18 protein-coding genes and 1 pseudogene are annotated in these 21181 nt (G+C 41.1%); 12 read left to right on the forward strand and 7 right to left on the reverse strand.

Features of this window, described 5'->3' with window-relative positions; genetic code table 11:
- Positions 1-15: 15 nt before the first annotated feature.
- Positions 16-1758 (reverse strand): annotated as a pseudogene (gene thrS, locus NT178_10180) (threonine--tRNA ligase).
- Between the two features lie 933 nt (positions 1759-2691).
- On the opposite strand from thrS, the gene NT178_10185 reads away from it, so the two are divergent.
- Positions 2692-3777, forward strand: a complete 1086-nt coding sequence (locus NT178_10185) for an amidohydrolase family protein (GenBank protein MCX5812895.1) — start codon at positions 2692-2694, stop codon at positions 3775-3777.
- 144 nt (positions 3778-3921) lie between these two features.
- Here the strand turns inward: NT178_10185 and NT178_10190 are convergent, their stop codons facing one another.
- Positions 3922-4080 carry a type II toxin-antitoxin system HicA family toxin gene (locus tag NT178_10190; GenBank protein ID MCX5812896.1) on the reverse strand — a complete coding sequence of 53 codons (159 nt, stop codon included), beginning with the start codon at positions 4078-4080 and terminating at the stop codon, positions 3922-3924.
- A 12-nt stretch (positions 4081-4092) separates the two neighbouring features.
- Complete coding sequence (locus NT178_10195) at positions 4093-4290, reverse strand: type II toxin-antitoxin system HicB family antitoxin (GenBank protein ID MCX5812897.1); 198 nt, start codon at positions 4288-4290, stop codon at positions 4093-4095.
- Between the two features lie 520 nt (positions 4291-4810).
- Between NT178_10195 and NT178_10200 the strand changes: the two genes are divergently transcribed.
- The 9 genes from NT178_10200 to groL all read left to right on the forward strand — a co-directional run bounded on the left by NT178_10200 (position 4811) and on the right by groL (position 13530).
- Positions 4811-6094 (forward strand): acetyl-CoA C-acetyltransferase, encoded by a 1284-nt coding sequence (locus NT178_10200; GenBank protein MCX5812898.1) that lies wholly within the window; start codon positions 4811-4813, stop codon positions 6092-6094.
- 5 nt (positions 6095-6099) lie between these two features.
- On the forward strand, positions 6100-6882 hold the full coding sequence (locus NT178_10205) for an enoyl-CoA hydratase-related protein (protein MCX5812899.1): 783 nt from the start codon (positions 6100-6102) through the stop codon (positions 6880-6882).
- A gap of 24 nt (positions 6883-6906) precedes the next feature.
- Complete coding sequence (locus NT178_10210) at positions 6907-7704, forward strand: electron transfer flavoprotein subunit beta/FixA family protein (protein MCX5812900.1); 798 nt, start codon at positions 6907-6909, stop codon at positions 7702-7704.
- A gap of 18 nt (positions 7705-7722) precedes the next feature.
- Positions 7723-8709: an electron transfer flavoprotein subunit alpha/FixB family protein gene (locus NT178_10215; protein ID MCX5812901.1), complete on the forward strand. Its 987-nt coding sequence runs from the start codon at positions 7723-7725 to the stop codon at positions 8707-8709.
- A 123-nt stretch (positions 8710-8832) separates the two neighbouring features.
- Positions 8833-9660 carry an ARMT1-like domain-containing protein gene (locus tag NT178_10220; protein ID MCX5812902.1) on the forward strand — a complete coding sequence of 276 codons (828 nt, stop codon included), beginning with the start codon at positions 8833-8835 and terminating at the stop codon, positions 9658-9660.
- Between the two features lie 104 nt (positions 9661-9764).
- The gene (locus NT178_10225; GenBank protein MCX5812903.1) at positions 9765-10694 is read left to right on the forward strand and encodes a DnaJ domain-containing protein; all 930 of its coding nucleotides are present in this window, start codon (positions 9765-9767) and stop codon (positions 10692-10694) included.
- The gene (locus NT178_10230) at positions 10694-11473 is read left to right on the forward strand and encodes a hypothetical protein (GenBank protein MCX5812904.1); all 780 of its coding nucleotides are present in this window, start codon (positions 10694-10696) and stop codon (positions 11471-11473) included. The genes NT178_10225 and NT178_10230 overlap by 1 nt, the downstream gene beginning before the upstream one ends.
- A 101-nt stretch (positions 11474-11574) precedes the next feature.
- The gene (gene groES, locus NT178_10235) at positions 11575-11865 is read left to right on the forward strand and encodes a co-chaperone GroES (protein MCX5812905.1); all 291 of its coding nucleotides are present in this window, start codon (positions 11575-11577) and stop codon (positions 11863-11865) included.
- 15 nt (positions 11866-11880) lie between these two features.
- Positions 11881-13530, forward strand: a complete 1650-nt coding sequence (groL, locus tag NT178_10240; GenBank protein ID MCX5812906.1) for a chaperonin GroEL — start codon at positions 11881-11883, stop codon at positions 13528-13530.
- A 57-nt stretch (positions 13531-13587) separates the two neighbouring features.
- Here groL and NT178_10245 read toward each other — a convergent pair whose 3' ends face one another.
- The gene (locus tag NT178_10245; protein ID MCX5812907.1) at positions 13588-13803 is read right to left on the reverse strand and encodes a dodecin family protein; all 216 of its coding nucleotides are present in this window, start codon (positions 13801-13803) and stop codon (positions 13588-13590) included.
- Between the two features lie 107 nt (positions 13804-13910).
- Entirely contained in the window at positions 13911-14807 is an 897-nt protein-coding gene (locus NT178_10250) for a polysaccharide deacetylase family protein (GenBank protein ID MCX5812908.1), read from the reverse strand.
- A gap of 230 nt (positions 14808-15037) precedes the next feature.
- Here NT178_10250 and NT178_10255 point away from each other — a divergent pair, with 230 nt between their 5' ends.
- The gene (locus NT178_10255; GenBank protein MCX5812909.1) at positions 15038-15439 is read left to right on the forward strand and encodes a hypothetical protein; all 402 of its coding nucleotides are present in this window, start codon (positions 15038-15040) and stop codon (positions 15437-15439) included.
- Between the two features lie 123 nt (positions 15440-15562).
- Here the strand turns inward: NT178_10255 and htpG are convergent, their stop codons facing one another.
- Both htpG and NT178_10265 read right to left on the reverse strand, forming a co-directional pair.
- Positions 15563-17476: a molecular chaperone HtpG gene (gene htpG / locus NT178_10260; protein ID MCX5812910.1), complete on the reverse strand. Its 1914-nt coding sequence runs from the start codon at positions 17474-17476 to the stop codon at positions 15563-15565.
- 135 nt (positions 17477-17611) lie between these two features.
- Positions 17612-19708, reverse strand: coding sequence for a PAS domain S-box protein (locus NT178_10265; protein ID MCX5812911.1), 2097 nt, complete (start codon positions 19706-19708; stop codon positions 17612-17614).
- Between the two features lie 419 nt (positions 19709-20127).
- Here NT178_10265 and NT178_10270 point away from each other — a divergent pair, with 419 nt between their 5' ends.
- Positions 20128-21174, forward strand: a complete 1047-nt coding sequence (locus NT178_10270) for a potassium channel protein (protein MCX5812912.1) — start codon at positions 20128-20130, stop codon at positions 21172-21174.
- Positions 21175-21181: the final 7 nt, after the last annotated feature.

Here is a 21181-nt window from a genome sequence, read left to right on the forward strand (position 1 = left end):
TTTTCCTATAAAAGCTCACCTCCTGGAAATATTATCCTCTTTCACTCTCTTTACAAAATCTTCCAATTTTATATCTTTCAACTCACTGCCATCTCTTGCCCTTACGGTAATTGTATTTGATTCCATCTCTTTCTTGCCTGATATTACCATATAGGGAACTTTCTTTACTATAGCTTCCCGTATCTTTAATCCGAGCTTCTCATTCCTCGTATCAAGTTCCGCCCTTATATCCTGATCAATCAATGTTTCGTAAATCATCTTAACATAATCCGACTGTTCATCGGTAATATTCATTATTATTACCTGCACCGGAGAAAGCCATACAGGGAACTTGCCGCCATAATGCTCGATAAGCACACCGATAAATCTTTCAATAGCTCCAAGAATAACCCTGTGCAGCATAACAGGCCTTTTTCTCATGCCGTCGCTATCGACATAATGAAGGTCAAACCTCTCGGGCAAGGCAAAATCGCATTGAATCGTAGCACACTGCCATTTTCTTCCGATAGCATCCTTAAGTTTAACATCAATTTTAGGCCCGTAAAAAGCTCCGTCGCCCTCATTTATATCAAAAGGGATATTCTGTGCTTCCAGAACCTCCTTTAATATCGTTTCAGCCTTATTCCAGTCTTCCAAGGCACCAATGAACTTGTCAGGTCTTGTGCTTATCTCCATTTCATATTCAAAATTAAAGATTTTCATCGTGTCACGTATAAAGTTTATAATATTGAGTATTTCATTATGCAACTGATCCTGCCGCAGGAATATATGCGCATCATCCTGCGTAAATTCTCTTACTCTCATCAACCCATGCAATACCCCTGACTTCTCATGCCTCGATACAGTACCAAGCTCAAAATACCGGATCGGCAGATCCCTGTAGCTCCGTATGTCAGATTTATATACCATGATGTGTGCCAGGCAGTTCATGGGCTTGATCCCGTAATCAACATCATCTATCTTGGTAAAATACATATTTTCTCTGTAGTTTTCATAATGTCCCGACTTCTTCCACATATCCATCTTGAGTATGTGGGGCCCGTAAACAAATTGATAACCTCTTTTCAAATGTTCTTTTCTTTCAAAATCTTCAAGGAGGTACCGCAGCAATGCGCCATTGGGGTGATATATAACAAAACCGGCGCCCACCTCGTCGGATATACTGTAAAGGTCAAGCTCCTTCCCAAGTCTCCTGTGGTCTCTCTTTTTTATCTCCTCAAGAAATTGAAGATAATCCGCCAAAGACTTATCGTCCTGGAAGGCTGTCCCGTAAATCCTTGTAAGCATCTTGTTCTTTTCGTCGCCCCTCCAGTATGCACCGGCAAGGCTTAGAAGCTTAAAGGCCTTTATTTTCCCAGTTGACGGAAGATGAGGCCCCCTGCACAGGTCAATAAAATCATCCTGGGTATATATGCTCATTTCTTCGTCGTCAATGCCTTCGATAAGCTCCACTTTATATATTTCGCCCTGTTTCCTGAACATATCCAGGGCGTCTTCCTTCTTTATCATCCTTCTCTCGATGGGAACATCCTTTTTCGCAATTTCCTTCATACGTTCTTCGATCTTTATAAGATCTTCATCAATAAAACCCGGCCCATAATCAAAATCGTAATAAAACCCCGTGTCTATCGAGGGGCCAATGGCAACCTTCACATCAGGAAAAAGCTGCCTCACAGCCTGAGCCATCAGATGAGAAGTGCTGTGTCTTAATATCTCAAGCGCTTCTTTTTTTTCCTGTTCTTTTTCCGTTAAAATTTCTTTCATATCAGCACCATGAAAACATTAATCAAATCGAGAGATATTTGTAACATTTTGTCTTTTCCTTGTCAATTCTTATAGTTAAACTGAAGCAACAATTTTTTAGGCGCTTGAAAGGATAAGGGGATAGCGCTTTAAGACCTTTGCAAAACTCTAAAAATGCCGTCATACCGGTGAAAACCGGTATCCAGAAGTAATTAAATTTACTGAATGTTGCTCGCGCAAGCATGACATAAAAGAGTGATCCGGTATTTTTGCAAAAATCTCGATTCACACAGACAAACACATGGGGTTCTATGTTTGATACCGATTCAAATTCATAGATAGCACCCAGAGGGTACCCGGGCGCAGGCTTACTACCAAACAAGGTTATATTATTGAACGGAACTTAAGTACTCACAAATAAAATATCATATAATAACAATAGAATACGGAAATTTACTCGCTGGGTGCCCCACCAATACGGAACATTTTGTTAAACCTGTTAATATGTATAAGATATTGGTTTGCACTGTCAAGCACTATGCAATAATGTTACTTGCTACTTTAATCTCATCTCATAACATAGCGGAAGCTTATTGGTAAACGATCTACAACAACCAACCAGACAGCAAGCACTTAAGTTCAGATTGAAGGCAAATTGGTATGAAGCAAGGGGATACCCCTGGGAAAGGAACACTTTCCCCTGCCCGGATTGTGGCTTGAATCTCAGGAGAAAGTTTTAAAAGTGAAATAGTGCGGAACAAGGCAGGATAAGACTTTGCGGAGATTTGAGTAATTACATTCAATGTGAATGTAATTACGTCTGATAGGTTTTCGGGTCTTCGGTTATAGCTTGTCAACTCACCCATTGCCTCGTCCACATCATGTCCCTTATCTGTAAATTTCACTTGAAAATGATTGTCCAATTAAGGACAATATTAAAGACTTGTTATGAAACTTTATCTTTCTTCCCTTCAAATAATCTTCTTCGTTCTGATACAACTATTTTTAAACGGTTTTGCCTGCAATGCAGAAACACTCTCAGCAGACTTAAAAAGCAAAAACCTCTCTTTCCAGTATATCGATGCACATAACCATCTTTTAGGACAATCCCCCTCACGATCGGGCATGAATCACGATTATGAAGGTGCTGCAAAAACGGCCCTTTCGAGAATGGACGCTTTTGGTATTCAAACGGCAGTAATACTGCCGCACCCTTTTGCCTATGGCCAGCCCTTTTTCTATGACATTGGCGATTTCATCAGTACATTGAAAAAATATCCTGATCGATTTGCATTCATGGGAGGCGGGGGAACACTGAATGTTATCATTAACCGCTCTTTTCACGAGGGAAGGTTAACAGAGGAGATTCGGAAAGAATTCGAGGAAATAACAACAAAGATCATATCTTCGGGCGCTGTGGGGTTTGGAGAAATGTCGGCAGAGCATCTTTCTCTCGGCGACAGGCATCCTTACCAGAGCACGCCCCCGGATCACCCTCTTTTCTTTTTTCTCTCAGATATTGCGGCAAAACATGGGATGGTGATAGATATTCACATGGAGGCTGTTTCCAGGGAGATGGCTGTGCCCGCAAGATTAAAATCGTCGAATAATCCAAAGCTGCTCCGACCAAATATTGAGGCTTTTGAAAGACTTCTTGCCCATAATCGCAGCACAAAAATTATCTGGGCGCACGCAGGCTGGGACAACACAGGGGACAGGACTGTGTTGTTAATGTCGGAACTCCTTACAAAGCATCCAAACCTTTTTATGAGCATAAAAATCGGCAGGGACAGCCTACCTGGAAACAGGCCCATGGATGAAAATGGTTTAAAACCGGAATGGCTGGACTTTATCAGGAAATTCCCTGACCGTTTTATTATCGGGAGCGATGAATTCTTCTCCGCGCCTGGAATCGGTTACTCATCACCTTCAAGGCTCGAAGCTACTTTCCATTTTCTTTCTCTTCTTCCCCATGACCTGGCTTACAAAATAGGCTTCGAGAATCCGAACCGTATTTTCAGGCTGAAAAAGTAATCGCCGAAAGCGCTTCTCTTATTTTTGCATCTACAAGCTATAATGTTTGAAGGTTCTTAAAGATAAATCGTTAACATGTCAAAGAGATGATAACACAAGGATCAGTCAGGGACCACGGTTTGGGCGATTGGCTGCACCGCTTGTTTATGCCAATTCCTTTATTATATGCCTTGCCAGATTCTCATCTATTTCAACATGCCTCGGGACAGGCTGTTTTTTGCCGGTTTTAGGATTTCTATATAAATCATGCCGGTCACCGTGCCTTACGAGCACACACCCGGCAGCAGTGATTTTTTTTATCAGTTTCCTTTCTCTTCATACGTTCAAGGCAAGTTCTATGACTTCGTGATTTTCAGGTACATCTTCCATAGCCATAAGCATATAGGCATCTTTCATGTTTTTTTCGAGTTCTTCGAGGGTTTCTCCCTGGGTCATTATTTCTGGATGCTCAAGCAGTTTGCCAACCCAGAATTTTTCACCTTTCCAATAAATCATTTTCAACTTTGTTTTCATCGCCCACCTCCTTGCAGCCTCTTTTAATAAGAATACCATAAAGATATGAAGTATGTCCGTCTTTTATTTTCTGACAAAAGTTTTTAAAGCACTTCCTAATTTAATGAGTCTTATCTCCCTCTTTCGGCCGTCATCAATATACCAAAGCTTAATTTACTTTTTATAACATCCGGCAGAACATTAAGGTCTTTATTTTGATATTATGCCCAAAAAAGCCATTATAAAACGGCAACTATATATAACAATACATTAATCACTTATCTCCACGGCAAAGCCGGAGAATACCGGTTTAATCAAAGGTACATGACGGAAGAGCAACTTAACCATATCGGGGTTTACCAATGAGGTTCTATTTTTGAAATAGTATGACTTATCGGCAAATCCTGCCAACAGTATCTAATCATCTAAAAAATGATGTTATTACAGATACAAATCGTCTAAAAAATGATTGACAAATTTATGCATTTCATATTAAATGTTTGTGAAATAATTATCAAATGATTTAAAAAAGGAGTGATTTATGAAAGATGCGGTAATAGTTTCATGCGCGAGAACTGCAATAGGTCAATTCGGTCAGTCATTAAAAGATGTGCCTGTTGTAGAACTTGGCGGTATTGCAATTAAAGAAGCTGTAAAAAGGGCAGGAATCAGGCCGTCAAGGAACAAGGATAAGGAGTTTGCGCCTGATATTTTCGAAGGCAAAACAGAAACAGAACTGGAATCAAAATATTACGATTTTGACAGCAGCCTGAAAGAGGTAGAGATTGATGAAGTAATCATGGGCAATGTTCTTCAGGGAGGATTAGGCCAGAATTCCGGAAGACAGGCAAGCATACGCGGTGGAATGCCGAAAGAAACACCGGCATATACGCTCAACAAGGTATGCTCCTCCGGGTTAAGAACAATTATTAATGGTATACGGTCCATTGAATGTGGCGACAATGAAGTTGTGGTGGCCGGTGGAATGGAAAACATGAGCCTTGCACCATACGCTATGCCTTCTTTGCGTACCGGCGCCAGGATGTTTGACACAAAGGCAATCGACCTCATGGTTCTCGATGGTGTTTGGGAAATTTTCTACGGATATCACATGGGCATGACAGCAGAAAATATCGCTGAAAAATTCGGTATCACAAGGGAAGAGCAGGATACATTCAGTCTTGTAAGCCATCAGAGGGCAATGAAGGCCATTAAAGAAGGTCTGTTTAAAGATGAAATTGTCCCGGTTGTGATTCCTCAGAAAAAAGGCGACCCAATTATTTTCAGCACGGACGAAAGACCTATGGACACAACTCTGGAAAAAATGGCAAAGATTCCCACGGCATTTAAAAAAGGCGGAACAGTTACAGCAGGAAACGCGTCAGGCCTCAATGATGCAGCTTCGGCAGCAGTAATCATGTCCCGCGATAAGGCAAATGAACTGGGTATTAAACCTATGGCTAAAATGCTATCATGGGCAACCGGCGGTGTAGATCCTCAGTACATGGGGCTCGGACCCGTTCCCGCAGTGCGTAAAGCCTTAAAAAAAGCAGGCCTGACGCTTGATCAGATTGACCTTATCGAATTGAATGAAGCCTTTTCAGTCCAGGCACTCTCCTGCATGAGGGAACTGAAAGTTAACCCTGATAAATGCAACATGTTCGGAGGAGGCATCTCCCTTGGCCATCCCATCGGATGCACCGGCGCAAGACTTGTTACAACAGCACTATACCAGATGAGAAGGCTCGGGTTAAGGTATGGGCTTGTTTCTATGTGTATCGGCGGTGGCATGGGATTGGCTGCAATCTTCGAGTGCGAGAGGTAATGGCCATGGAATATAAAAACTTAATAATTGATATAAAAGATGGCATTGCAATTGTTAAGATAAACAGGCCAAAGGCTTTGAATGCCCTGAACTCTGAAACAGTGAATGAGATAAAACTGGCGGCAGAATCATTAAATGAAAATAGAGATATAAGAGTTGTTATTCTTACCGGCGAAGGAGATAAGGCGTTTATTGCAGGCGCTGACATCCTTGAGATGAAGCCTATGACTGCCCTGGAAGGCATGGCCTTTTCCCATAATGGCCATGAAGCTTTTTCCAAGCTGGAAAACATGAGTAAACCGGTTATTGCCGCTGTAAACGGATACGCCCTTGGCGGAGGATTTGAAGTAGCGCTTGCCTGTGATTTTATTTATGCTTCCGATAAAGCCAAAGTCGGTTTCCCTGAAACAACACTGGGGATATTCCCCGGTTTTGGAGGAACACAGAGAACGGCAAAACTTATCGGATTGGCAAAGACAAAGGAATTGATATTTACCGGTAAAACAATCTCGGCACAGGAAGCCTATGAATTGGGTCTTGTTAATAAAGTCGTTCCCCATGAGGAATTGATGAAGGAGGTAATGGCCCTTGCAGAAAAAATCAAAGCAAATGGGCCTATCTCTATCGGTCTTGCAAAGGAATGTATAAATAAGAGTTTATTCCTCGATATGGATTCGGCATTAATGCTGGAGGCAAAGGATTTTGGTCTGTGTTTCGGCACAAAAGACCAGAAAGAAGGCATGACAGCATTCGTTGAAAAGAGAAAAGCCACCTTTACAGGTGAATAATACAATAATAATAAGGAGGATACTGTGAAGATAGTTGTATGTATAAAACAGGTTCCTGATACAGAAGCTGAAATCAAGTGGGATATACCGAAGGGGACACTCAAGAGAGACAGCATTGATACAATACCAAACCCCTTTGACGAATTTGCCTTTGAAGAAGCGTTACTCACAAGGGAAAACTATGATGGAGACATCGTGGCTATCAGCATGGGTCCGGAAAAGGCAAATGATGTACTGAGGAATGCCCTTGCATTAACTGCAAACGAAGTATATCGCCTTACCGATGACGCATTTGCAGGCTCCGACACGTTCGGAACTGCCTCGGTGCTTGCTGCCGGAATCAAGAAGATTGGAGACGTGGATCTCATCTTCTGCGGAAAACAGTCCACTGACGGGAGTACCGGTGTTGTAGGCGCAGAGATAGCTTCTATCCTCGGATATAGCCCTCTGACATATGTTTCTAAAATACGTCAGATTGATGCAGCAAATAAAAAAATAGTCGTTGAAAGGGTAATTGAAGGCGGCACTGAAGTCGTAGAGGCAAAATTGCCGGCCGTTGTCTCTGTTATCAAAGGGATTAACGAGCCTCGGCTCCCGAATCTTATGGGCATCAGAAAGGCTGCGAAGATTGAGATACCTCAGTGGAATGCAGATGACTTAGGTATTGATAAAGGCAAAGTCGGAACAGCAGGTTCCTCTACAAAGGTTGTGGAGATCACCGTACCGCCTCCAAGGGGAGCAGGAGAAATCCTTAAGGGTGAGATCGAAGACGTCGCTAACATCGTGACCGACAAACTAATTGACATGAAAGTCATAAAATAACCTGGAGGAGGAAAGACAATGGCTAACGATGTATGGGTATACATAGAACATAAAGACGGTGGCATAGCACCGTTGTCATTTGAGTTACTGGGCATCGGAAAGGCAATGGCCAATGATCTGGGCTCAAACGTGTGCGCCTTCGCAATTGGCGAAAACGTTGATAATATTGCCAAGGAAGCATTCTTTTATGGCGCCTCAAAGGTGTTCGCTGTTGAAGGCGAGGTTTTCAAAGGTTTCAGGTCAGAGGCTTATGCAAAGGTGGTAACCTTTCTGCTTGATAAATATAAACCGGAAGCTGCTCTCTTCAGGGCAACAACACAGGGTACGGATGTTGCAGCAGCAAGTGCAGCACAGCTTGGAATGGGTCTTTGCACAGATAGTATTGATCTTAAGGTAGAAGGCGGTCAGGTAAAAATGACCAGAGCAGCCTTTGGCGGTAACTATTCAGTTACAGTTGTAAATGAAAAGGCAAAACCGCAGATTGTTACAGTAAGACCAAAAGCATTTGCAATGCCGGAAAAAGATGATTCAAAGTCCGGTGAAGTAGTTAAAGAAGCCTTTTCTGTTGAAGAAAGTGATTTAAATACCAAAATCCTTGAGTTTAATAAGTCCGAAGTTGCGATAAACCTTGTTGAGGCAGATATTATCGTATCCGGAGGCAGGGGTCTCGGGAATGAAGATGGATTTAAAATTATTAAAGAACTTGCAGCTATGATCGGCGGAGCGGTAGGGGCATCCCGCGCAGCCGTCGACTCAGGCTGGATATCCCAGGAACAGCAGGTCGGACAGACAGGCAAGACAGTAAAACCAAAAATATATATCGCCTGCGGTATCTCAGGTGCTATCCAGCACCTTGCAGGCATGAGAACAGCAGACTGTATAGTGGCAATCAATAAAGATCCGGAAGCGCCTATTTTTAAAAATGCAACATATGGAATTGTAGGCGACTATAAGCAGGTTGTACCAAAGCTGATAGAAAAATTCAAAGTTAAATTGAATAAGTAATAAAACTGTTAAATGAAATAAAAAAGGGAGCATGCCAGCTCCCTTTTTTATTTCTTATTTATTCGTCCTGTCAGATCAATTTGCATTCCCTAAGGTTTGAGTGTATCTTATACCGTAAATATTATGAAGGCGATTGAATACTGTATCGACTGCCTCAGTAGGCTTGCAGAAAAAACCTTACAACTATCATATGGTTATAATAGGAACACTTATTCACATTGCTGCGCTATAATCGAAAAACTGTTTAAAGAGGGAAAATCTCCACCCGGAATTGCGAACGAAATACTTAGATACATTAAAAATGCAACAGGTGTTTATGATCCCTATGTTTTTTTAAAAGAGAAGGAGCTGAGGTTAGCAAGGAAGGCTTTTGAACAATTGGCAGACAGGTTTTCCGATTCTTTGGAAGGTGTAATTAAATTGTCAGCCCTGGGAAATTCTCTGGACTTTTTTACAGACGATGCATGTGGTTTTGACATGAAGGGATTTATTTTTTCCGGTGATATGGATAAAATTGAAAATGAGATTTATATTAAAGGAAAAGATGTTTTGATACTTGGTGACAATGTTGGTGATTTTGTTTTTGACATACCCCTTGCAGAATTTCTTGAAAGCATGGGGAAACACGTATACTACGCTGTAAAAGAACATCCTGTGCAAAATGATCTGTCAATGCCGGATGCCTTAAAGTTTGAATTTGTAAAATTGTTCGATAATATTATATCTACTTGCACTGATGAAGTAGGTATTAGACTCGAGGAGATGAAAGGAAAGTTAAAAGATTTGTGGGAGACAGACGCAGTGGTAATTGCCAAAGGCATGGGTAACTATGAAACGATCTCGGAGTATCAGTCTGAAAGATCTGTTATTCATATTATGAAAGTAAAATGTCCTGCCGTTTCTAAGGCAGCGGGGTATAAAAAAGGAACATATGTAGCAAAATTGTGCTGATCTTAAACTGATATTCTTAAAAAAGATAAAAAGATGTGTTTACGATTAGCAATTAACAATCTAAAATTGATTTGCAAAACAAATCATAATAGGTGGTGACAGGTATGGCAAGAAAAAAAGATTATTATGAAACCCTTGGAGTTGCAAAAACAGCATCGGAAGAGGAAATGAAGAAGGCATACAGAAAACTTGCCCTGAAATACCATCCGGATAGAAATCCTGGGGACAAACCCGCTGAGGAAAAATTTAAGGAGATCAGTGAGGCCTATGCAGTATTAAGTGATCCGAAGAAGAGGAACCAGTACGATACTCTTGGTATGGGCGGTTTTCAACAAAGCCATTCAGAAGAGGACATTTTCAGGGAATTTAACATGGGGGATCTGTTTAAGGACTTGGGTTTCGGGGGCGGAGATATCTTCAGTACCATCTTTGGTAAGCAGGGAGGCAGGGGTGGAAGACAGAGGTCACAGACGCGGGACTTTGGCGACTACATCACCAGAGAACGTGAGCCGTCAACAAATTTAGATCTCAACTATGAACTGGAAATCCCTTTTATGGATGCAATACATGGAAGCGAAAAAAGGATTTCCTTCACAACCCAGCACGGCTCAGAAGATGTAAACGTAAAGGTCCCGAAAGGCATCTCTACGGGCAAGAAATTAAGACTTCAAGGCAAGGGTGGCACAGACCCCTATACAGGTAGAAAGGGGGACCTTTACGTCACAATAAAAGTCGGGGAACATCCTGTGTTCAAAAGATCCGGCGAAGATCTCTATGTAACAAAAGAAATAAAACTTACCGATGCATTACTCGGTACCAGCATTGAGGTTCCTTCAATTAACGGTCCCAAGCGTGTAACAATCCCGCCGGGGGTGCAAAGCCATTCAAAGGTACGGCTTAAAGGTCTTGGTGTGCCGGATTTAAAAAAAGACAGCGCAGGGGATCAGTATGTGGAAGTAATCATCAATATACCAAAAAAACTGACTGACAAACAGAAATCTCTTTTTGAAGAACTGAAAAAGGAAGGAATTTAATGCTGCCGAGGAGGCATATCCTTGATGTAATAGAGTTTGTAAAAGATGAAGATGATATTCTCGCCATGTCGACAATCACCCTTGCTATAGATGCAGTAAAGTACATGGAACCGAAATCCAGGAGGGACCACCTTGTTGAAGCACTGGAGTTAAACGAATTTATCTGTTTTATGTTTCCTCTCAAGAGGCCGCAAAACAGGTCGTTGTTGTTTCATGTCGTATCTGATTTACTTGGTTTACTTCTGTACGGAGTACCGAAAAAAAGTAAACAGGCTCTTGAAAATCTGGAATCAATCAACTACTCTGAAAAAAATATGGAGGCTTACCCTGTTATAGAAGTATGGGATGCCATGAAAGACAATGTTTACTCAAAAAAACACGGGGCAATAAGCATAATAGATGGTTTTGTAAAAAAAATAAGGGTCGAGATGGATATTGCTGAGCGCTATCCTTTTGTAGAAGATATTTTTGATAAATCAAAGGAATATATTTCAGAATGGCTTCCGGCTCTCTCAAGATATTATGATAAACGTACCAAAACAATTAAGAGTACATACGATAAATGGTGGTCTGTGTGGCTTTGTGATGAAAGAAAGGATATTATGCTGTCAGGAATGATAGACAGACTCTACGTACAGGCAGAAACAGAGTATGGCGTTACTATCGATAAGGAAAGCATCTTCTCATCAATCAGTCTTGACAAGGACGCAAATAGAAAAGAAAATGAGCGGTTTTCAGCGCTATACAAAAAAGGTATAAATTTATTGTTAAAAATTTAGCAAGCGGTATTGACAAAAAGGCCTTTATATCCTTATATTATGTTTAGCAATCATTCGTGGCAATTGCCAAAAATCAAATTTTACGAAGGGAGTGTGATACAATGAAGATTAGACCATTGCAAGACAGGGTCCTTATAAAGAGGATCGAAGAAGAGGAAAAGACAAAAGGGGGTATTATAATCCCGGATGCAGCAAAAGAGAAGCCTCAGGAAGGTAAGGTTATAGCTGTAGGCGACGGCAAAACACTGGAGAACGGCACAAAGGCCCCTCTGACAGTAAAGGTTGGCGACAAGATACTTTTCGGCAAATACTCAGGCACAGAAATTAAAGTCGATGGCGAAGAACATCTGATATTAAGAGAAGATGATATCCTCGCAATTGAAGAAGATTAAGAAAGGAGAAATAGGATGGCAAAAGAGATAAGATACGATCAGGCTGTAAGAGAGTCGCTTTTAAAGGGTGTTAATACCCTTGCAGATGCAGTAAGGGTGACCCTTGGACCTAAGGGCAGGAATGTAATACTGGACAGGTCTTTCGGGTCCCCGACAGTTACAAAAGATGGCGTTACCGTTGCAAAAGAGATTGAGCTTGAAGACAAATTTGAGAATATGGGCGCCCAGATGGTAAAAGAAGTTGCAAGCAAGACAAGCGATGTAGCAGGCGACGGTACAACTACCGCAACTGTCCTTGCCCAGGCAATATACCGGGAAGGAGCAAAACTTGTCGCTGCAGGCCATAACCCGATGGAGTTGAAAAGAGGCATTGAAAAGGCTGTTGCAGTAATCATTGAAGAACTGAAAAAAATCTCCAAGCCTACCCAGGACCAGAAAGAGATTGCTCAGGTAGGAACAATATCGGCGAATAACGATGTGGAGATCGGTAAGATCATAGCTGAGGCTATGGAAAAGGTTGGAAAAGAAGGGGTTATCACAGTAGAAGAAGCAAAGGGAATGGAGACCACCCTTGAAATCGTTGAAGGTATGCAGTTTGATAAAGGCTATATCTCCCCGTATTTTGTAACAAACCCCGAAAAGATGGAAGTTGTTATGGATGATCCGGCGATCCTTATTAACGAGAAGAAAATAAGCTCTATGAAGGATCTTCTTCCTATCCTTGAACAGGTTGCAAAGATGGGAAAACCTCTTATGATTATCTCCGAAGACATTGAGGGCGAAGCATTGGCAACACTGGTTGTGAACAAACTGAGAGGCACTTTAAAAGTTGTTGCTGTTAAAGCCCCTGGTTTTGGCGACAGGAGAAAGGCAATGCTTGAAGATATCGCAATTCTTACCGGTGGACAAATGATTTCGGAAGAACTCGGGATCAAGCTTGAAACCATTTCTCTAAAAGACCTCGGTTCTGCAAAGCGGATAGTTATCGATAAGGATAACACGACAATAGTGGACGGTGCAGGCGACAGGAAAGAGATCGAGGGAAGGGTAAAACAGATAAGAGCTCAAATTGAAGAGACAACCTCCGACTATGACAGGGAAAAGCTCCAGGAAAGGCTGGCAAAGATTGTCGGCGGAGTGGCTATTATCAATGTTGGAGCTGCAACAGAAACAGAGATGAAAGAAAAGAAAGCCCGCGTAGAAGATGCCCTTCATGCAACAAAAGCGGCAGTAGAAGAAGGTATTGTACCGGGCGGTGGCGTTGCATTCCTAAGATGCATCCCGAAACTTGACAAACTTAAAGTTGAAGAAGGGGCGCAGGAGCTTGGCGTAAAAATCATAAAGAAGGCCCTTGAAGAACCGTTAAGATGGATTGCAAACAACGCAGGTCATGACGGCTCGATTATAATCGAGAAAGTAAAAAATGGTAAGGGTAGCTTTGGCTTTGATGCAGCCAAGGAAATCTTTGTTGACGATATGATGGCAGTCGGTATTATCGACCCGACAAAAGTGGCAAGATCAGCACTGCAGAATGCTGCATCAGTCGCATCTCTGATGCTCACAACCGATGCAATGATTGCCGAAAGACCCAAAGACAAAGGCTCGATGCCTATGATGCCTCCGGGCGGCATGGGCGGCATGGGCGGCATGGGCGACATGTATTAAAAAATGTGAGGGGACTTCTTCAAGTCCCCTCTTTTTTTAGCATTTTTTTAAGTAAGCTTATTTTTCCGCGTGATACTTGAATGAGATGCTGAGTCTTATACGGTAATTTGTTACCTTACCATTTTCTACTGTCACATCCTGCTTGATTACCTCTGCAATACGTAAATCTTCAAGTGATTTCCCGGTAGTTTCAACGGCGATCTTTGCAGCATCTTCCCACGATTTTGGGCTTACCCCTACTATCTCAATGATTTTATACACGCTCCCAGCCATATCACCCTCCTTGATTTATTTTAACAGCATTTATAAAATTAATAATAGCATGGCTATGTGATATGTCAAGCAGTAATCTCCGAGAGTTTCCGGGAAATGTCCAAAACTTAAGCTTGCAGGCATACTTCGCCTGCCCTGCCTTCTATTTGCCCGTATACAGCTTCACATACTGGGATGTTTTTATTGTTTTTCAACTCAACTGCAATATCTATGATCCTTTTATATGTATAGCCAAGTTCAAGTGTTTCTTCGATAAACATTTCAAGGAGACGCGACCACTTTTTTCCTTCCAGTTCCGTATGAACGGTAAGAATGTTCAGACCTTCTGTCAGGGCATTCAAGTAGAATTTACCAAGAGATATGATTTCAGTGCCTGCAATGCCTACGACCTCGTCAAGGGTCGGGAGTGTGGTTGGAATTTCAAGAATCCCAAAAGATTTTCTGCCCATTTCCGGAAAAAATGGCGATGTTCCCCGGACATTACTTGTATAAACAAAATTATTTTCTTCAAAAAAACGCAATGCATGGGGGTTTGTCATCCATCCCGGTGCTGCAAAAGACTGCGGATCCCTATTTATTATCTCCTGATATGTGGTAGAAGCCTTTTGTAACTCTTCCCAAGTTTTTTCTTTGTTGAGATACTTTATGTGATCATGCCAGTAAACATGGTCATGGCCATGAATACCCAATTCATGGCCTTCATCCATGATTTTATGAAGTAGATATATATTTTTTCTCGCTATCTCTGGTCCGGGCAGCAACAAGCCATAAAGAAGTGTCTTTATCCCGTAAGTGCTTACAACACCTACTCTACCTGCCTTTTTCAGAAACCCTTTTCTTGTGAACACCCTCTTTATTGTCCAGCCTGTATGGTCTTTACCCATAGGGACAAAAAAACTTGCATGAATGTTATATTTTTTAAAAATAGCCAGTAAAGCCGGCACACCTTTTCTCATGCCAGCATAAGTGTCTACATCAACCTTTATCCCTATCAGTTTATTCAAGCTTCATCTCCTCTTGAGAAATTCGGCAAAATTGAGCCGTGCAAAGCCAGGCCTTGTAACAGTCTTCCAAGTTTGTCGTATTTTATAGCAATAAATCTTCTCATATTATAAAATGTCAGACAACTAAAAATTTAATTATGCTATACTTTCTCTATAAAGGGTTTTAAAAGTTTCAAGAGCACCAAGTTCAAAAATATGGATAAAGCGCCGATTAAACTAAGGAGACTTTTATGAAATATTTTGTTTTTGGCATCATAACTGTAATGTTTATCTTGCTGTCTGATATGAGTGTTTTTGCCCAGACAAAGGGAGGGGGCTGGCAGTTGTATTATGCCGATGAATCTGGCAGGTATTACTATGATAAAGGAAGTATTGAGTCGCCCCAGAAAGGCGTTCTCAAGGTATGGCAAAGGATTACTGAAACAATAAGGGCAGGAGAAGAACAGGATAATTTCAAGATACAACTTCAGCTCAATTGCCGGGGAAAAACCTACGAGGTATTATCCTATATTGAGTATGACGGCACAGGCGAGAAAACACTGAATGCTCAGGAATATAAAGAAAAACGACCAAAAATCAGTCTTACACTTGGATCACGGATGGGAGTGCTATTCGAAAACATTTGTCCATAAGAGATGGGGATTGTTTCAGCTTGTCTGCTTTTCCGACAAACAAACAACCGAGAGTATTGTTCGTGCAAAAGTTTTTTATAAACCATTCCTGCGCATATGCACAGGAATGGTTTGCTTATCTACCTACCCACCCTTTTTTTCTACGTTTTCAATCATCAGTTTTGAAATAGCATGGGCAAAGGCAGTCGGGTCTTTGGGCCTTGAACCTTCCAATATAAGCGCCTGATCATAGAGAAGTCCTATGTATTTCTGGAGGGTATTATCTGTTTTATCCTTTTCAAAGAGGTCGTTTATTGCCGTCAGGACATGATGTTCCGGATTTATTTCAAGCACCGGTTTCCTTTCAGGTACATCCTGACCCATTGATTTCAATATATTTTCCATCTGCGGGTCTATATCGCCCTCATCTGCAACCAGACAACAGGCAGAGTCTGTGAGCCTTCCGGAGAACCTGACATCTTTCACATCGTCCTTCAAGGCATCTTTAATAAAATCTATGAGCTTATCATATTTCTTTTTTGTTAATTCTTTCTCCTTCTTCTTTGTCTTGTCGAGGTCTATGTCTCCTTTAACAACAGACTTCAGCATCTTTCCTTTGTATTCAAATACGCTGAAGATGAAATCATCTATATCATCCAGAAATACAAGCACCTCATATTCCTTCTCTTTAAAGGCTTCAAGATATGGTGATTTAAGCGCCTCGCCGGGCGTCGTCCCTGTTATATAGTAAATTTCATTCTGGCCTTCCTTCAGATCATTTAAATAATCCTGAAAAGACCTCAATCTGCCTTCCGGCGCACTTGTTGACGGAAAAAGGAGCAGATCGGCAACGGCTTCTCTCTTTGCAAAATCATAATGGATGCCCTCCTTTAAAACCCTGCCAAATTCCTTATAGAACACAAGGTAATTATCGTATTCATCCTTTTTCATATCGCTTAATACATCAAGAACCTTCTTTGTAATATTTGTCTTAATGATATCAATCTGCCTGTTGTTCTGGAGCATCTCCCTGGAAATATTCAATGGAAGATCGGAAGAATCTACTACGCCCTTCACAAACCTCAGGTAAGGAGGTATCAGTTCTTCGCAATGCTCCATTATCTGCACCCTTTTGACATACAGCATCGGGCCCATTTGAAAGTCTTTATAGAGAATGTTAAAGGGTGACTTCGCAGGTATAAAAAGTAGTGTACTGAACTCGGATACACCTTCGGCTCTGTAATGGATCACATTTGCCGGCTTTGAAGGATCATGAGAAAGGTGCTTGTAAAATTCAGCATACTCTTCTTCGGTAACTGCCGATTTATCTTTAAGCCATAGGGCTTTCATCGAGTTGAGAGTCTCTTCCTCTTTGACCTTATACTTTTCCCCTTTCTTGAGTTCACTTTCCTTCTCATGCTCGACATCCATAACGATGGGGTGGCCGATAAAATCAGAATACCGTTTAACAACACCACGTATCTCCCAGCTCTGGAAATATTTTTCTTCTTCTTTCGTCAGGTGGAGAATCACTTCTGTGCCTTTCTGTTCTTTTTCAATCTCTTCAATGGTAAACGTGCCGTCACCCGTTGACTCCCATTTGACGCCTTTTTTATCCTTTGTCCCTGCCTTCCTTGAGATAACACTAACCTTATCGGCAACCATGAAAGATGAGTAGAAGCCTACGCCGAACTGGCCTATGAGTTCCGGATTGTCCTTTAGTTCTTTGCTTTGCAGGGCTTCGAGAAATTCTTTTGTCCCTGAATGGGCTATTGTTCCAAGGGCCAGGATTATTTCATCTTTTGTCATTCCAATACCATTATCACTCACTGTTAATGTCCGGGTTTCTTTATCAGGGATAATTTTGATCTTCCAATTACTTTCGCTTTCAAGGATATCACCGTTTGTCAGTGATTCGTACTGGGCTCGGTCTATTGCATCCGATGCATTGGAAATAAGCTCACGTAAAAAGACTTCCTTGTGTGAATAAAGAGAATGGATCATCAGGTCGAGTAATTGCTTTACTTCTGTTTTAAACTCCAATTTTTCAACAGTCATATTTTTCACCTCTATTTTTTACATATATTTAACTACTCATAAACAGCGCAGGCTTTTTTATCTTTCATTATGATAAAAGTATTTGAATTTTTAAAACTGTTTTAATATAAAATGTAAGACATGTTTCCCTATAAATCAACCATCCAGAATCCCTCTGAGCTTTTGTGAGAGTTGATCAATACCGAAGGGTTTCTGAATGAAGGCATGACAGCCGCATTCCATTATCTTTGTCGTCAAGTCGTTCATGCTATAACCACTTGATAATATAATCTTTGTATCTGAATTCATTGCCCTCAGAACATCGAATATCTCCCCACCGTTCATCTCAGGCATGATCATGTCCAGAATTACAACATCAATGTGTGCGCCTTGTTTTTCATAGATATCTATAGCCTCCTGTCCGCTTCTTGCAACAAGCACCTTATAGCCCAGCGTTTCAAGTATCTGCTTGCTTACATCAATTATTATATCTTCATCATCCACAAGTAGAACAGTTTCGTTTCCATTTAAAATTTGTTGCACAACAGCCTTTTCTTCTGTAATATTTTTCATTGTGGCAGGCAAATAAATGTTAAACGTAGTGCCATAACCCTTTTCGCTGTATACATCGATAATGCCCCCGTGACCTTTGACTATGCCGTAAACCGTTGCAAGACCCAGACCTGTTCCCCGGCCCATTTCTTTGGTTGTAAAAAAAGGCTCGAAAATACGTTGCCTGGTATTTTCATCCATGCCAATGCCTGTATCAGTCACGGTTATTTTTACATAATTTCCGGGTTTTATAGAAAAAGATGTTACATAGTGTTCGTCGAGAACTATATTTTCTGTTTCAAGATAGATTGTACCACCTCCCGGCATTGCCTGCCATGCATTAACATAGAGGTTGATAAGTATTTGTTCAATTTGTCCTTGATCAGCTTCAACAACCCAAAGGTCTTTCCAAAATTTTTTCTCGATGATAATCTCTTTTCGTGTTCTATTGAACATAGCGGAAGTTCTTTCCAGTATTTCGTTTATTGCGACAGGCTTAATCTCGTATCTCCCGCTTCTGGCAAATCCAAGCAGTTGTTTTGTAAGAGCTGCGCCGCTCTGTACCTGTTGCTCAATACTTCTCAACTTTTCATACTCCGGATGAGAAATATCTTTATTGAGGAGCATCAGAGATGCACACCCCTGTATACCCATCAGCAGGTTGTTGAAATCATGGGCTATGCCGCCTGCAAGGGTACCGATAGCCTCCATTTTTTGCGCCTGGCACAGCTCGGCTTCAAGCTTTTTTCTGTTGCTTATGTCTTCCAGAACCCCTTCGCAGTATAATGGCTTGCCTCCATTATCCCGCACTATCTGCGCATTTATAGACAACCAGATTAAGCTTCCGTCTCTTCGGCGGATTTGAGTTTCCTGATTTCTCACCTCTCCTTTTTCGAAGATATTACGGGAAAATATATGCCGGTCTGCCGGGTCCGGATGTATCTGTTCCCAGACATCTGCCACATTACTTACAAGTTCTTCCTGAGAATCATACCCAAGTACACGTGCAAATGCAGGATTTGCACTTATCAGATGTCCGTCAAGCTTAGCCTGGAATATGCCCTCCAGGGCGCCTTCAAATATCTTTCTGTATTTTTCCTCTGCTCTTCTGAGCGCATCTTCGGCAAGTTTCTGGTTTGTAATATCCGTTATTGTGCATACAAAACAGTCTACATTTTCATCATTATCTTTCATTGAGGAACTGTTTATAAGTACAGGCACATGCCTTCCATCCCTTGTCTGGAGAAGAATTTCATAATTTCTCGCTTCACCCTTTTCGATAAGCCTTATCATCCTTACCCCTTCAAGAGAATCAATATATCCAAATCCAAAAACCATCTCGATGTTGCTACCGATAAGTTCGTTTTCGCTATATCCCAAAAGATCGATTGTTCCTTTATTTACCGTTTTTATTTTCATATCAGGATCAATTACAATCAAGGCATCGATCATTGTACTCATGATATTATCAGCATATGCCTTAGAGACGGTAGTTTTCTGAAGCTCTTCGGCCATCATGTTGAAAGAATTGGCAAGCAGACTCAGTTCGTCTTTCGGTCGAGCCTGTATCCTGTATGTCAGATCTCCCTTTCCTATTGTTTCTGTCCCGTTAATAATCTCCTTAATTGGCCTGACGAAATGTTTAATTGAAATATAAAGGATTATGCCAAGGATTACCAAAGATGCTGCCAATAATAGCAAGAATGAAAAAATACTTTCACTTTTTCTTTCAATAAAATCTCTCACAGGATAACCGGGCCAAAATGACCATTGACCGGAGTTCAGGTAATTAACAGGGATAATATAAAAAAATAGAACATTGACCACCAGGTATGAGGCAAAAATATAAAAATATATCTTCCGGAAAAGATGCATCTATTTTTTTCTCCAAGCGGCAACAGCCTTTATAACTGCAGTTTTTGTCTTATATTTATTGATAAAAATTACTTTTGACATATTTGCTCCTGAAAAAAAGCCTTTCAGCATTACTTGCAGCATTCGATATATTTAATTGCCAAAAACCGGTTTTGTTTAGACATTATAATACATTTATTGATATGGTTTATCAATAAATGCGTTTATCATCAACTCTGTTAGTGTTATAATAAAAGACCTCTGTTATGGATCGTATACCTAAAAAACTTTTACATATTCTGATAGCGATATCGCTTGTCATCGTAATAGGAACAGTCGGTTTTAAAATAATAGGCGGTCAAAAAACAACTCTTCTTGATGCACTATATATGACTGTGATCACAATCTCTACGGTAGGATACGGAGATGTGATAGGACTTGACGATAAGCCGCTCGGCAAATTGTTTGCGATTGTATTCATATTCCTTGGTGCCGGTACGGTTGCCTATCTTCTTACAGCACTTGCTGCTTACATCATAGAAGGCGAGTTAAAAAGGGTTTTCAGGAGGAGAAGCATGGATAAAAGGATAGCAAAGCTTAAAAACCACTATATAGTGTGTGGCGTCGGCTTAGTAGGGTTTTATATTGTACATGAACTCTATCATACAAGGAGACACCTGGTTGCAATAGATATGGATGAGACAAAGATGGATGAATTAAAAAGCCACAATATGAATATTGACGTAATCACAGGAGATGCAACAGAAAATGATGTGCTTGAAAGGGCAATGATCCAAAAAGCAAAGGGGCTTTTTGCCACGGCAACCTCAGATAATGATAATATCGTCATTGTCCTCACAGCAAAACAACTGAACCCGAATTTAAAAATTATCTCACGCTGTACAGATACGAAAAATGTGGACAAATTAAAAAGGGCCGGAGCAGATACAGTTGTCGCCCTTAATTATATAGGCGGATTGAGAATGGCCTCTGAAATGATCAGGCCGCATGTAACATCTTTCCTCGACAAGATGTTAAGGGACAAAGACTCGCATCTAAGGGTGGAAGAGGTACATATACCGAAACATTCGCCTTATGCAGGGATGCCTTTGGAAGAGATAGACTTCAGAAGCATGGGGAATATACTGCTCATTGCAGTAAGAAAGGTTGATGGCGATTGGATTTATAATCCACATCCGAAAAGTATCATTGAAAAGGAAATGAGCTTCATTATATTGGCTACAGCCGAGGAGAGAGAGATTCTTCAGGCACTCGTATCCGAGGAACCAAATCAATCAACGCTTAACCTTTAGCATAATG

The sequence above is a fragment of the Pseudomonadota bacterium genome (assembly GCA_026388255.1).
In the GTDB taxonomy this organism is placed as follows: Bacteria; Desulfobacterota; Syntrophorhabdia; order Syntrophorhabdales; family Syntrophorhabdaceae; genus JAPLKB01.

Bases quoted from the DNA above. Each gene is read 5' to 3' on its own strand.
- NT178_10185 (MCX5812895.1), top strand. From the start codon at position 2,692: ATGAAACTTTATCTTTCTTCCCTTCAAATAATCTTCTTCGTTCTGATA.
- NT178_10195 (MCX5812897.1), bottom strand. From the start codon at position 4,290: ATGAAAACAAAGTTGAAAATGATTTATTGGAAAGGTGAAAAATTCTGG.
- NT178_10200 (MCX5812898.1), top strand. From the start codon at position 4,811: ATGAAAGATGCGGTAATAGTTTCATGCGCGAGAACTGCAATAGGTCAA.
- NT178_10205 (MCX5812899.1), top strand. From the start codon at position 6,100: ATGGAATATAAAAACTTAATAATTGATATAAAAGATGGCATTGCAATT.
- NT178_10215 (MCX5812901.1), top strand. From the start codon at position 7,723: ATGGCTAACGATGTATGGGTATACATAGAACATAAAGACGGTGGCATA.
- NT178_10220 (MCX5812902.1), top strand. From the start codon at position 8,833: ATGAAGGCGATTGAATACTGTATCGACTGCCTCAGTAGGCTTGCAGAA.
- NT178_10225 (MCX5812903.1), top strand. From the start codon at position 9,765: ATGGCAAGAAAAAAAGATTATTATGAAACCCTTGGAGTTGCAAAAACA.
- NT178_10230 (MCX5812904.1), top strand. From the start codon at position 10,694: ATGCTGCCGAGGAGGCATATCCTTGATGTAATAGAGTTTGTAAAAGAT.
- groES (MCX5812905.1), top strand. From the start codon at position 11,575: ATGAAGATTAGACCATTGCAAGACAGGGTCCTTATAAAGAGGATCGAA.
- groL (MCX5812906.1), top strand. From the start codon at position 11,881: ATGGCAAAAGAGATAAGATACGATCAGGCTGTAAGAGAGTCGCTTTTA.
- NT178_10245 (MCX5812907.1), bottom strand. From the start codon at position 13,803: ATGGCTGGGAGCGTGTATAAAATCATTGAGATAGTAGGGGTAAGCCCA.
- NT178_10255 (MCX5812909.1), top strand. From the start codon at position 15,038: ATGAAATATTTTGTTTTTGGCATCATAACTGTAATGTTTATCTTGCTG.
- htpG (MCX5812910.1), bottom strand. From the start codon at position 17,476: ATGACTGTTGAAAAATTGGAGTTTAAAACAGAAGTAAAGCAATTACTC.
- NT178_10270 (MCX5812912.1), top strand. From the start codon at position 20,128: ATGGATCGTATACCTAAAAAACTTTTACATATTCTGATAGCGATATCG.